The organism is Roseovarius sp. B-10, from assembly GCF_056859295.1.
In genome coordinates, this window is record NZ_JBSXOE010000036.1 from 131,419 (window position 1) to 142,480 (window position 11,062).

Annotated in this window: 13 protein-coding genes, 1 tRNA gene and 2 pseudogenes; 11 read left to right on the forward strand and 5 right to left on the reverse strand. The window is 63.9% G+C overall.

Annotated elements, in window-relative coordinates; translation table 11 throughout:
* Positions 1–100: 100 nt before the first annotated feature.
* Together AC13D8_RS14010 and AC13D8_RS14015 are read right to left on the reverse strand one after the other, a co-directional pair.
* Complete coding sequence (locus AC13D8_RS14010; protein WP_129431151.1) at positions 101–679, reverse strand: thioredoxin family protein; 579 nt, start codon at positions 677–679, stop codon at positions 101–103.
* 12 nt (positions 680–691) lie between these two features.
* Positions 692–1,429: a cytochrome c biogenesis CcdA family protein gene (locus tag AC13D8_RS14015; protein ID WP_482969335.1), complete on the reverse strand. Its 738-nt coding sequence runs from the start codon at positions 1,427–1,429 to the stop codon at positions 692–694.
* Between the two features lie 78 nt (positions 1,430–1,507).
* Here AC13D8_RS14015 and AC13D8_RS14020 point away from each other — a divergent pair, with 78 nt between their 5' ends.
* From AC13D8_RS14020 to AC13D8_RS14030, 3 genes are read left to right on the forward strand one after another with little or no spacing between them, the layout of a single operon-like run.
* A complete protein-coding gene (locus AC13D8_RS14020) occupies positions 1,508–1,870 on the forward strand; it encodes a hypothetical protein (RefSeq protein ID WP_482969336.1) in 363 nt (120 codons plus the stop codon).
* Between the two features lie 27 nt (positions 1,871–1,897).
* Positions 1,898–2,212, forward strand: coding sequence for an ArsR/SmtB family transcription factor (locus AC13D8_RS14025; RefSeq protein WP_104020036.1), 315 nt, complete (start codon positions 1,898–1,900; stop codon positions 2,210–2,212).
* Between the two features lie 36 nt (positions 2,213–2,248).
* Entirely contained in the window at positions 2,249–3,298 is a 1,050-nt protein-coding gene (locus AC13D8_RS14030; protein WP_482969337.1) for a YeeE/YedE family protein, read from the forward strand.
* Positions 3,299–3,395: 97 nt separating this feature from the next.
* Here the strand turns inward: AC13D8_RS14030 and AC13D8_RS14035 are convergent, their stop codons facing one another.
* Positions 3,396–4,430: a hypothetical protein gene (locus tag AC13D8_RS14035; protein ID WP_482969338.1), complete on the reverse strand. Its 1,035-nt coding sequence runs from the start codon at positions 4,428–4,430 to the stop codon at positions 3,396–3,398.
* Positions 4,431–4,553: 123 nt separating this feature from the next.
* On the opposite strand from AC13D8_RS14035, the gene AC13D8_RS14040 reads away from it, so the two are divergent.
* The 6 genes from AC13D8_RS14040 (at position 4,554) to AC13D8_RS14065 (ending at position 7,683) form a co-directional block, all read left to right on the forward strand.
* Positions 4,554–5,438: a carbon-nitrogen hydrolase family protein gene (locus AC13D8_RS14040; protein WP_482969339.1), complete on the forward strand. Its 885-nt coding sequence runs from the start codon at positions 4,554–4,556 to the stop codon at positions 5,436–5,438.
* Between the two features lie 82 nt (positions 5,439–5,520).
* Positions 5,521–5,739, forward strand: coding sequence for a translation initiation factor IF-1 (gene infA / locus AC13D8_RS14045; protein ID WP_005978431.1), 219 nt, complete (start codon positions 5,521–5,523; stop codon positions 5,737–5,739).
* A gap of 10 nt (positions 5,740–5,749) precedes the next feature.
* Positions 5,750–6,328, forward strand: coding sequence for a Maf family protein (locus tag AC13D8_RS14050; RefSeq protein WP_482969340.1), 579 nt, complete (start codon positions 5,750–5,752; stop codon positions 6,326–6,328).
* The gene (locus AC13D8_RS14055) at positions 6,325–7,353 is read left to right on the forward strand and encodes a ribonuclease E/G (RefSeq protein ID WP_482969341.1); all 1,029 of its coding nucleotides are present in this window, start codon (positions 6,325–6,327) and stop codon (positions 7,351–7,353) included. Before AC13D8_RS14050 ends, AC13D8_RS14055 begins: the two co-directional genes overlap by 4 nt.
* A complete protein-coding gene (locus AC13D8_RS14060; protein ID WP_129431158.1) occupies positions 7,350–7,532 on the forward strand; it encodes a DNA gyrase inhibitor YacG in 183 nt (60 codons plus the stop codon). The genes AC13D8_RS14055 and AC13D8_RS14060 overlap by 4 nt, the downstream gene beginning before the upstream one ends.
* A 76-nt stretch (positions 7,533–7,608) precedes the next feature.
* Positions 7,609–7,683 (forward strand) — tRNA-Phe (locus AC13D8_RS14065).
* 281 nt (positions 7,684–7,964) lie between these two features.
* Here AC13D8_RS14065 and AC13D8_RS14070 read toward each other — a convergent pair.
* Positions 7,965–8,124, reverse strand: a pseudogene (locus AC13D8_RS14070) (IS481 family transposase); the annotation flags it as partial.
* A gap of 421 nt (positions 8,125–8,545) precedes the next feature.
* On the opposite strand from AC13D8_RS14070, the gene AC13D8_RS14075 reads away from it, so the two are divergent.
* Both AC13D8_RS14075 and AC13D8_RS14080 read left to right on the forward strand, forming a co-directional pair.
* Complete coding sequence (locus tag AC13D8_RS14075) at positions 8,546–9,856, forward strand: ethylbenzene dehydrogenase-related protein (RefSeq protein ID WP_482969342.1); 1,311 nt, start codon at positions 8,546–8,548, stop codon at positions 9,854–9,856.
* A 94-nt stretch (positions 9,857–9,950) separates the two neighbouring features.
* A complete protein-coding gene (locus tag AC13D8_RS14080; RefSeq protein ID WP_482969343.1) occupies positions 9,951–10,520 on the forward strand; it encodes a NapC/NirT family cytochrome c in 570 nt (189 codons plus the stop codon).
* Positions 10,521–10,921: 401 nt separating this feature from the next.
* Here AC13D8_RS14080 and AC13D8_RS14085 read toward each other — a convergent pair.
* A pseudogene (locus AC13D8_RS14085) lies at positions 10,922–11,062 on the reverse strand (ABC transporter ATP-binding protein); the annotation flags it as partial.

An 11,062-nucleotide genomic window follows, 5' to 3' on the forward strand; every position in this document is an offset into this window, starting at 1 on the left:
TTCAGAATTCAGTATATCATAGAACACAAACGCGCGAGCACACAACATTAAATTCTGATTATTGAATTTGATGTATTCGCGCGCTCATGATTGGCCGTGTTCACTCCGACTTTGCGGCAGCGCGCTGCTCGATCATCCGTGCGTGATACCTCTGAAAATCCTCATCCGTATCAAGCGCGTATCGCTTTTCCCTCACCCATGTCAGCAGGTCGAGCGTAGTCTGTGGGCCGAATGCGCCGGGCATCATCGCAACCGCCGCCTCGGCCGCGGTTTGCCCCTCCGGCACCTCCTCGGGCAGGAACAGGATCGACGGAGTGAACAGCAGGCCCCACTTTCGCGTGGCCTGTTTTTCGCTCAGTGATTCCCCGTCGAAATCGGTCACCTCGATATCGCCGTGCAGGTTGATCTGCACCACGAAATAGTTTTCGCGGATATAGTCTGCGATCTCGGCGCGCGGAAACACCTCCTCGTGCATCTTTGTGCAGTAGATGCAGCCGCGCTGCTCCACGATCAGCATCAGGCGCTTTCCCTCGGCATTGGCCTCGGCAAGATCCTCACGCAAGTCCTTGAACGTCTCGCGCATCCAGTCGGTCTTGTGCAGCCCGTCATCGCCGAGCTCCGCCGCGGCGACCGGCACCGCCAGCAGGAGCGCCGCCATCAGGGTCAGAATTCGTGTCATGTCGTCTCCTCCCTAGATTTTCTGAAAGACCGGAAAGGCCTCGAGCATCCATTGCGCGATGTAGTTGACGCTGTCGGTGGCAATCAGCACCGCGAACACGATCAGCAGCACGCCCATCGCCTTTTCCACCACCGGTAGATATCGCCGGAACCGCGCGACAAAGCGCAGGAACGGCCCGATGAAGAGCGCCGCCACCATGAACGGCGTTGTCATGGCGAGGCCGAATACCAGCATCAGCCCCAGCCCCTTGATCGCCGTGGCCTCGGTGCTCGCGGTGAACACCACCGCAGTCAGCACGCCGCCCACGCAGGGCGTCCAGCCGGCGGCAAAGGCAAAGCCGACGAGATATGCGCCCATCACCGACATGCCCTTGGTCTCGCCCGCCTCGATCTGGAACACGCGATTGAGAAAGCCGATGCGCAGCACGCCCAGGAAGTGCAACCCCATCACCAGTACGATGAGCGCAGCCACTGCGCGAAATTCTGTCTGATGCGCGCGAAACGCCTGGCTCAGCCCGAAGGCAGCAGCACCCAGAAGGACGAAAACCGTAATGATCCCCGCCGAGAACATTACCGAGGCGGCGAAAGCACGCGCCCGCATTCCCGCGGGAATGGCGCCCTCAGCCGTTACCGCAGAGACAGACGCCCCGGCCATGTAGCTGAGGTAGAACGGCACGATCGGAAGCACGCAGGGCGAAAAGAACACCACGAGCCCACCAAGAAAGGCACTCAGCAAGGAGACATCGAACATCAGGGCCCCCGGGAAGGTTGCAACAGATTCACATTCAAACTATCATATGTTTTTGAACATCCGTCAATCGGAGCGCCTATGCGCGTGCCCGTCTTCATTCTCGGTCTGATCCTCGCCGTCCTGCCCGGCGCGCCGCAAGCGGCGGAATTGCTGATGGTTGAGCGGTACGGCTGTCACTGGTGCGAGCGCTGGAACGCCGAGATCGGCCCGATCTATCCCAAGACCGACGAGGCCACCCGCGCGCCGCTGCGCCGCGCGCAGATCAATGACCTGCCGGAGAATGTCGAGTTCGCCTCGCGGCCAGTGTTCACGCCCACCTTCGTGCTGATCGACGACGGGCGCGAGCTTGGCCGGATCGAGGGCTACGCAGGCGACGAGTTCTTCTGGTTCCTGCTCGGCCAGCTTCTTGACGCGCATCCCAAGGCCACGTCCCTGCCGTGACCCCACCCAAATGACGGACCTGATCCGATGGACATCACACCGCAAAGCCTTGACGATTTTCACCGCCACGCCTGCAACGCGGCGGAGTTTCTCAAGGCGATCAGCCACGAGGGGCGGCTGATGATCCTGTGCTACCTTGCCACCGGCGAGAAATCTGTCTCCGAGCTTGAAACGCTGCTCTCCGCGCGGCAGGCGGCGGTGTCGCAACAGCTTTCGCGGCTGCGACAGGAGGGGCTGGTCACTCCGAGACGTGAGGGCAAGACGATCTATTATCGTTTGACAGACGAGCGCACCAGGAGAATGCTCTCGGTGGTGTATGACCTGTTCTGCCATACTGCGTGACAGGGGTCGTGGCGCCGGGCGGAGGGAGGAAGCGTAATGGCCACCGACATTCCCGATCCGATCCTCATCGCGCTGGTGGCGTTCGGTGGCGGTATCCTTCTGGGGCTCGCGGCCCGGATCGGGCGGTTCTGTACGCTGGGTGCGATCGAGGATCTGCTCTACCAAGGTAGCGACACGCGCCTGCGGATGTGGGGGCTGGCCATTGGCTTTGCCGGGGTGGCAGGGTTCGGCATGGCAGCGCTGGGCCTCTTCGACATCGGCGCTAATGTCTACTGGCGCACGCCGTGGTCGCCGCTTGCCAGCGCGGTTGGCGGGCTGCTCTTCGGCTATGGCATGTCGATCGCCGGGAATTGCGGCCACGGTGCGTTGGCACGGTTGGGCGGAGGCGATCTGCGGGCCTTCGTCATCGTATTGGTGATGGGCATCTCGGCCTATATCATGATGTCCGGCCCGCTGGCCGCGCTACGCGTGGCCCTGACCGACGCCACCAGCCTTGGTTGGCAGACCCGCAGCTATGCCGAGGTTGTGTCCACGCTTACCGGGCTACCGCTGGTCTGGGCAGGGCTTGGCCTGTCGCTTGGCATCGCGGTGATGGCGCTGGCGTCGGGTCCGTTCCTCGCCAATCGGCGCGCGGTGTTTTGGGGCTCGGCAGTCGGACTCGCCATTGCCTCGGGCTGGGCGGTGACCTCGCATGTGGCTACCCACGGCTTCGCCCCGCAGGAGGTGATCTCGCACACGTTTTCGGCCCCGCTGGGCGATACGATCCTCTACCTGATGACCGCGAGCAGCGGAACCGGCATCAGCTTTGGCGTTGCCTCGGTTTTTGGCGTGCTGGCGGGGGCGCTCCTGGGCAGCTTTGTCCAGGGCCATTTCCGTTGGGAGGCGTGCGAAGACCCGCGCGAACTGCGCCGCCAGATTCTCGGCGGGGTTTGCATGGGTTTTGGCGGGGTGATCGCTGTGGGTTGCTCGGTCGGGCAGGGTATGTCGGCGTTTTCGGTGCTGGCGCTGAGCGCGCCGGTCACGTTGGCTGCCATCTTCGCAGGGGCGGCGCTCGGCCTGCGGCAGCTCATCACCGGCTTTGCGTGAATGCCCGGAACTGCGAGGCGAACTGGTCCTTTGCCGATGCCGGGATACCATAACCGAGCGGGACAAGACACCCTTTCCCCTTGTCGCCGTCCAGGCTTCACCCCCCGCAGATACCCTGCAGACGCAGCCAGTTGCCGTCGCTCAGGATGGGGGGCAGATCGGCGTCACGCGCGAAGGGATCGGCCTCGATCAGGCCGAGGACCGTCTCGCCGGTGATGTCGCGGGCATAGGCGTAGGGCGTGGCGCGTACCTGCCAGCGGGCAAACCCAGCGATCAGCGCATCGTTGGGCGGCGGTTCAGGCGGGTTCCTGAGCAACGCTTCGGCATGGGCGCGCAGGGTTTCGTCGCTGAGGCTTCCGGTGGCCATCAGCCGAAGCACCTCCCACAAACCGGCGTCGGCCAGAAGCCGGTCGAGTGGGTCGCGGGCCTCGGCGCGCAGATGTGCCGCGATGATGTGACCGGCCACCGCGTCCGGCGTGTCGTGATCCTCGACGAGATCGGCGTTGACAAGCGTTGTGCCGCCGGTCAGCCGCAGCGCGTCACGGACACCGCTGCGCACTACCACGAGCCGTGCGCGCCCATCTTCCGGCGGCAGCCGCTGTTCCAGAGCGGCGACTGCACCCGCGCCGCCCGGCGTCCGGCAGGGCGGCCCTGTCACCCGGAAGACGTGATCGAGCAACGCCTGCCCAATCTCGGTGCGCTTGGCCTCTGGCACGACGCGCAACGCGTGATCGCGCGCTGCCCCCGGGAGCCAGAGCGTGACAACCAGAACCACCGCCAGAAGGCTCACCGCCATCCCGGCAAAGCGCAGGCGCCCGGGTCTTGGCCGTTGGCGCGCGATGGCGGTGCGCAGCATCTCGATGGCGGCAATCATCTCGTCCTCGCCCTCGGCGATCTCCAGCGTCTCGCCGGGATCGGCATCGGGGTGATAGAGCGCAGGGGACGCACCGGGATTTGCACGGGCTATGGCCGCCAGTGACCAGTGCGCCTGCACACGGTCGCGCATATCGGTGATGGTGAGCGTCGCCTCGCCGAGCGACACGACGACATCGAGCCGCTGTGCGCCCGGCTCAGGCCGCCACAGCCCCGCCGCTTCGAGCCGCTGGTATTTCCGGAGTGCCGTTCTTCTCATGTGCCGGGCTGCCCTGCCTCGTTCGCGTGAGCGTAGCACGGTGCGGCACATGGCGGCAATTGCTCGACGTGCCCGCATGCGGGCGATATGGAAGAAGGCACCACAACCCCGGAGTCGACCGCCATGAAAATCGCCACCGCCGCCTATCCCCTCGATCCGTTCAGCCAATGGGCGGAGTATGCCGCGAAGCTGTCGGACTGGGTGGGCCGGGCGGCGGCCGAAGGTGCCGATCTCGCCGTCTTTCCCGAATACGGGGCGATGGAGCTTGCGATGCTCTCGGGCGCGGAGGCCGCGGGTGACCTGGAGCGGTCGTTGCACGCAGTCGATGCCGCGATGACGGATGCGGGCGATCTTCATGCCGATCTGGCTGCGCACCACGGGCTGCATATCCTCGGTGCATCGGCCCCGGTCTTCGATTCCGCACTCGGCGACCGGCCTGTCAATCGCGCCACGCTCTATACCCCGACCGGCGCGCGTGGGCATCAGGACAAGCAGATCATGACGCGCTTCGAGCGCGAGGAGTGGGGCGTGGCGCCCGGCGGGCCGCTGCGGCTCTTCGACACTGCGCTTGGGAAAATCGGCGTGCTGATCTGCTATGACTGCGAGTTTCCCCTGCTGGGCCGCGCGCTGAGCGACGCCGACCTGATCCTCGCCCCGTCCTGCACCGAGGCGCTCACCGGCTATTCCCGCGTTCGCATCGGTGCGATGGCCCGCGCGCTCGAGGCGCAATGCGTCACCGTCATGGCCTCGACGGTGGGGGATGCGGCCTGGTCACCGGCGGTTGATGCCAATACCGGCATGGGCGGCATCTTCGGCCCGCCCGATACCGGCTTTCCGCCCACCGGTGTGATCGCCGAGGGCACGCTCAACCGCCCCGGATGGACCGTGGCAGAGGTGGACCTCGGCACCGTTGCCCATGTGCGCGCCGATGGCGTCGTGCTCAACCGCCGTCACTGGGATGATCAGACCGGTCGTGACGCCACGGTCACACCCGAGCGCCTGCGCTGATTAGACCTTGAAAATCGCCGGAAACGGGCGCATTTAAAGGCGCGTTCCGCACGAGGGCGGAATCTATGTGCAAGGAGAGACCATGGCCAAGGAAGACACGCTCGAATTTCCCGGTGTCGTCAAGGAACTCCTGCCGAACGCGACATTCAGGGTCGAGCTTGAGAACGGCCATGAGATCATCGCGCACACGGCAGGCAAGATGCGCAAGAACCGGATCCGGGTTCTTGCGGGTGACAAGGTGCAGGTGGAAATGACACCCTATGACCTGACCAAGGGCCGGATCAATTACCGCTTCAAGTAAGCGCGGTTCGATGCGCTTGATCCTCGGCTCGGGCAGCCCGCGCCGCCGTGACCTGCTGGCGCAGATCGGCGTGATCGCCGATGCGATCCGCCCGCCCGAGATCGACGAGACCCCCGGTAAGGGTGAGTTGCCCCGCCCCTATTGCGCGCGCATGGCCCGGGAAAAGGCGCGGGCCGTCGAAGCCGACACGGATGACATCGTGCTTGCTGCCGATACCACTGTCGCCATGGGCCGCCGCATCCTCGGCAAGCCCGCCGATGTGGGCGAGGCGGCGCAATTCCTCCACGCGCTCTCGGGGCGGCGGCACCGGGTCATCACCGCGGTGGCGGTGCGGCGCGACGGGCGGCTGTGGCAGCGCGACGTGGTGAGCGCGGTGAAGATCAAGCGGCTCTCGGACGAGGAGATCAACGCCTACCTCATCTCCGGCGAGTGGCAGGGCAAGGCGGGCGGCTATGGCATCCAGGGCATGGCCGGGGCGTTTGCGGCGTGGATATCGGGATCGTTCACAGGCATCGTCGGGCTGCCGCTGACTGAAACCGCCGGGCTGTTGCAGGCCGCAGGCTACCCAATGTGGAAGGCCGACGCATGACGGAACGCATCACTGTCGCGCTCGATCACCTTGGCGGTCGCGAGGCGGCGGCGCTGATGCATGGTGGTCGGCTCGAGGATCTTCTCATCGACGGTGAAACTCCCCGTCCGGGCACCATCTATCGCGCCATCGCGGACCGCCCGGTCAAGGGGCAGGGCGGCCTGTTCCTGCGCACGCCTGATGGCAATGCCTTCCTGCGGCAGGTCAAGGGGATTACACCCGGACAGGCGCTGCTCGTCCAGGTGACGGGTCATGCCGAGCCGGGAAAGGCAATCCCGGTCACCGCGCGGGTACTCTTCAAGAGCCGGTATGCCATCGTCACCCCCGAGGCGCCGGGGCAGAACGTCTCGCGCGCGATCCGCGATGAGGACGAGCGCGCGCGGCTCCACGCGATTGCGGCGGAGGCAATGGGCGGGAGTAGCATGGGGCTGATCCTGCGCTCGGCCTGCGAGAGCGCCGGGGATGACGAGATCGCCGCCGATATCGCGCAGATGCGCGAGGTGGCCGAGGCGGTGAAGAGCGACGCCGAGGGGCGTGGGCCGGAAAAGCTGCTCGAGGGGGATGGTCCCCATGCCCGCGCGTGGCGCGACTGGCCGCTGCCCGACGAGCTGGGCCGCGAGCCCGGCTGTTTCGAAGAGTTCGGGGTTCTCGAGCGGATCGACGATCTATGCACGCCGAGGATGACCCTGCCGGGTGGCGCGAGTGCCTTTGTCGAGCCGACGCGCGCGCTCATCGCGGTGGATGTGAACACCGGCACCGACACGAGCCCCGCTGCCGGTCTCAAGGCCAACCTTGCGCTGGCGCGCGACCTGCCGCGGCAGTTGCGGCTGCGGGGCCTCGGCGGGCAAATCACGCTCGACCTCGCGCCGATGCCGAAGAAAGACCGCCGCGTGTTCGAGGACGCGCTGCGCGCCGCGTTCCGCCGCGACGAGGTGGAGACGGTTCTGGCCGGATGGACCCCGCTCGGCCATTACGAGTTGCAGCGACAGCGCGCGCGCATCCCGCTTGCCGAGGTGATGCGATGAGCTGTCCGATCTGCGGCAAGGCGACGGTGGCGCGCTATCGCCCGTTCTGCTCGCGCCGCTGCGCCGATATTGATCTTGGCAAGTGGTTCGCCGAGGGATACCGCGTGCCGTCTGACGATCCCGACGAGATCGCCGAGGCCGTGGAAGCGGCGGAAAACGAAGCGCAAAAACCGCACTGAAATCGCGCGAAGCCTCTGGACAGCCCGCCCACGCTCGCCTAAGACACGCCCACCCGAGGGCCAGACCCTCACCCGTGCCCGGGTAGCTCAGGGGTAGAGCAGTGGATTGAAAATCCTCGTGTCGGTGGTTCGATTCCGCCCCCGGGCACCATTAAATACAAACAAAATCATAGGTTTACGTAAAAATTCGCCTCTGACGCGGTAGCTAAGAGTTGCCTCGGGTATCGCTCGGGTATCATTTCTTGACTGACGAGCTCCTAAATCGAGCTCTGGGATCACGCGCTCCTATTGTTGGGATGCCAAGCAAACACCAAGCACCCTCTACCAGATTGATCAACTTGACAGGTTGAGCGACCGCTCTTCCGTGCGGACGTACACGGCATGGTTGCTCAGCGGGATGCCCATGTATAACTTGTATCTCAAGTGGCCTTTCTAGGTGTTCAGTCCCAGCATTTGGTGGATCGGATCGAGGATGAATCGATCTGGCTCTGAAGTCCAGATTTTGCAGATGTATTCGTAGGGTGTGAGACGCGCTGAGCGTCTTGAGTCTGCGAGCGAAGTGGTATGCGTCCATGAAGTCGGCGAGACGCTTTATCCAACGCCAGTCCGTTGCCCTGCTGACACCAAGCGCCCAAACGGCATCGTTGATACCACTTTCCAGACTGGAAGTGCCATTCAGATATGCCTGAACAAGCGGACGCAGCACGGTCGAGCCAACGTGGCCTTGGCTCGGGTCGGCCGACTTGAGTCACCCAGACACATCTATGCGCAACGAATCAGCCAGACGAGGCACGCTTTGAGCGTTCCGCCTTGATTGAGATCAATGTGCGGACGCAACGGAGGCCGTAGCGTCCGCTGAGGTTCAACCATTGCTTGTGGGCGCTTTAGCCGATCATAGCCGGTTCTCTCAATGTCGATCGACGTGTTTGGAGGGCGCCCCGTTTCCGGGGTCTCTTTGAGATCGAAGCCCAACAACGAGAGGAGGATCTGCCATGAAGTTACCACTTGCACCTATGATCGGGCTTGCCACGGGGGTTCTTGCAGCGCTCTCGCTTCCATCGAATGTCCGGGCGGAATCGGCGGTGGACTGGTCGGCGATCCCGACAACCACCCTTACGTTGTTTTACCCCGGGCAAAGCGGCTATGACTGGCTGCGCAGTTCCGACCACAAGCGGGCCTATTCAAAGGTGATCGAGGGCGATTCCTGCGTCTCCTGCCACGAAGGCGAGGAGAAGGATATTGGCCAGCTGATCGTCACGGGCGAGCGGCTTGAGCCCGATCCGATCGAGGGCAAGAACCCCACTGTCGACCTTGCCATGCAGGTCGCCTACGACGATGAAAACACCCACTTCCGGTTCCAGTGGAAGACCCAGATGGACCGCCCGGGCCAAATGCACAACTACATCCGCTACAACGGCGAGGCGTGGGAGTTCTACGGCAGCCACCGGGCGTCCTCGAAGGTACGCAGCGGCGAGCAGCCGCCGCTCTACGAGGACCGGCTGGCGATCATGGTCGATGACGGCTCGGTGCCGAATTTCGCCGCGCAGGGCTGCTGGCTTTCTTGCCACAACGGCATGCGCGACATGCCCGAGGAGGCGAGCAAGGACGACATCGCTTCAAACCCCATTCTGGGAAGCGAGGGCCTGAACAAGAGCGACATCCGCAAGTACCTGCCGCCCTCGCGCACCGATGAGGAGGCGAGCTGGGATGCGACGAAGCTCGCCGACGAGATCGCCGCGCTCAAGGCCGAGGGCAAGTTCGTCGACCTCATGCAGTGGCGGGCGGCGCGCAGCGCGCCGGTGGGCATGGCGGACGACGGCTATGTGCTTGAATATCGCCTGTTCGACGCCGGTAAAAACCCGTTCAGCTGGAACGTCGATCGCAAGACCATGACGCCGAAGTTCATGTTCGACGCCGAGAAAGTCGGCGTGAAGGCGATCACCGTCGATGACATCGGCGATCCTTCGAAGCCTTATGTGCTTATCCACGAGGAGAACGTCGTCGCCTACGATCCCGACGCGGACTGGAAGGCGGGTGACGTGCTTCCCGGTCGTTTGGTGAGCCGTGCCGGCGCCGAGGGCTCGGCCGCTGACAACGACCAGGTGACGAGCAAGTGGGAAGACGGTGTCTGGACGGTTGAGTGGACGCGCAAGCGGGACACTGGCCACCCGGAGGACGACAAGATCATCGAAGACGGCAAGGCCTACAACTTTGGCTTTGCGGTTCACGACGACAATGTCACCACTCGCTTCCACTACGTTGGCTTCCCGGTCTCCATAGGCTTCGGGGCCGAGGGTGATATCCAGGCAACGCCGCTTCAGTAAGCGGCTTGCCCCACGCATTTCGGGTTGGCGTCGCACCGGCACATGATGCAACGCCAGCCCGATCCCGGACAACTTCACAGGAAGGGGAGACGAGATGCGGCTCTGGAAATGGACAGGCGGGCTGACAGGCATCGCCGTGCTGGTCGGCATAGGTGTCGGGGTTGTCGTTGGCGCGCCAGCCGCCGATGGCGTCGACCGGTACTTTTCGTCGAACAAGTTCTGCGCACAGACCTGCCATGTAATGGAAGCGACAGTGGCAGTCGAACTGGCAGAATCCGCCCACGGGACCACCTTCTCCGGTGTCGTTCCGCAGTGCAAAGACTGCCATGTGTCCGAGGATCTGATCGGTGCCTACATCGATCACATCAAGGGGACGCGGGAGCTTTATGCCAACCTCATCCTGGGCATCGACACGGTAGAGGAGTTCGAGGAGGTTCGCTTTGATGCCGCGAACCGGGTGCGCATGCATCTTGTCAACAATGACAGCGAGAACTGCCGCTCCTGCCATGTGATGGAGAAAATCAAGCCCGAGCGCGTGCGCGGCCAGCGCCAACATGCCGAGGCACAGGAAAAGAACATCACCTGCATCGTGTGCCATTACGATCTGGTGCACAAGGAAACGGCGCTGTCCGAGGAGTTCGACGCCATCGTCAGTTCCTATTGATGAGGCGGGCCAAGATCGGTGCAGGCCTACACCGCCGATGATCCACCTCGCGGGCTGGCGTTGCGAGTGGCCTGCTGGACGAGGAGAAACTGATCCGGCCTGTGAAAAAGCCACCTGATGCCCAACCGAAATCTCGACCTTCCGCGGCACGCGGCGCAGCAATCACCCGGCAATCCAGGCAAGTCCCGACTGGCCGCGAGACGATTTCTCAGGGCCACGGTGAGAGGTGACCGGCTTGTCGTGCTTGCCTACTGGCCCCTGAAAGGCAGAATTCACGCTCGCGGTGAATGTTCGCTTCCACGGGCCACACCGCAGCATCTCATGGATGATGGAGGGGCAGGTCAGAGATCGTCTCGACCTCGGCGTGTGGCAAGTAGGGATAGCTGACCATGTCCAGCTTGGGCGGGCATCGGGTTGGGCGCGACATCGGTGACCAGCTGCACGTTCTCGCGCGCCGTCAGGCTGGCCACAAGGTTGTAGAACTGAAAAACGAACCCGACATGATCTCGCCGATAGAGGGTCAAATCCCGGTCCTTGAGCGA

Excerpts from the sequence above, each read along its gene's own strand:
- AC13D8_RS14030 (WP_482969337.1), top strand. The coding sequence starts at position 2,249 with ATGGCCACCGACATTCCCGATCCGATCCTCATCGCGCTGGTGGCGTTC.
- AC13D8_RS14015 (WP_482969335.1), bottom strand. The coding sequence starts at position 1,429 with ATGTTCGATGTCTCCTTGCTGAGTGCCTTTCTTGGTGGGCTCGTGGTG.
- AC13D8_RS14035 (WP_482969338.1), bottom strand. The coding sequence starts at position 4,430 with ATGAGAAGAACGGCACTCCGGAAATACCAGCGGCTCGAAGCGGCGGGG.
- AC13D8_RS14055 (WP_482969341.1), top strand. The coding sequence starts at position 6,325 with ATGACGGAACGCATCACTGTCGCGCTCGATCACCTTGGCGGTCGCGAG.
- AC13D8_RS14080 (WP_482969343.1), top strand. The coding sequence starts at position 9,951 with ATGCGGCTCTGGAAATGGACAGGCGGGCTGACAGGCATCGCCGTGCTG.
- AC13D8_RS14025 (WP_104020036.1), top strand. The coding sequence starts at position 1,898 with ATGGACATCACACCGCAAAGCCTTGACGATTTTCACCGCCACGCCTGC.
- infA (WP_005978431.1), top strand. The coding sequence starts at position 5,521 with ATGGCCAAGGAAGACACGCTCGAATTTCCCGGTGTCGTCAAGGAACTC.
- AC13D8_RS14040 (WP_482969339.1), top strand. The coding sequence starts at position 4,554 with ATGAAAATCGCCACCGCCGCCTATCCCCTCGATCCGTTCAGCCAATGG.
- AC13D8_RS14050 (WP_482969340.1), top strand. The coding sequence starts at position 5,750 with ATGCGCTTGATCCTCGGCTCGGGCAGCCCGCGCCGCCGTGACCTGCTG.
- AC13D8_RS14060 (WP_129431158.1), top strand. The coding sequence starts at position 7,350 with ATGAGCTGTCCGATCTGCGGCAAGGCGACGGTGGCGCGCTATCGCCCG.
- AC13D8_RS14075 (WP_482969342.1), top strand. The coding sequence starts at position 8,546 with ATGATCGGGCTTGCCACGGGGGTTCTTGCAGCGCTCTCGCTTCCATCG.
- AC13D8_RS14010 (WP_129431151.1), bottom strand. The coding sequence starts at position 679 with ATGACACGAATTCTGACCCTGATGGCGGCGCTCCTGCTGGCGGTGCCG.
- AC13D8_RS14020 (WP_482969336.1), top strand. The coding sequence starts at position 1,508 with ATGCGCGTGCCCGTCTTCATTCTCGGTCTGATCCTCGCCGTCCTGCCC.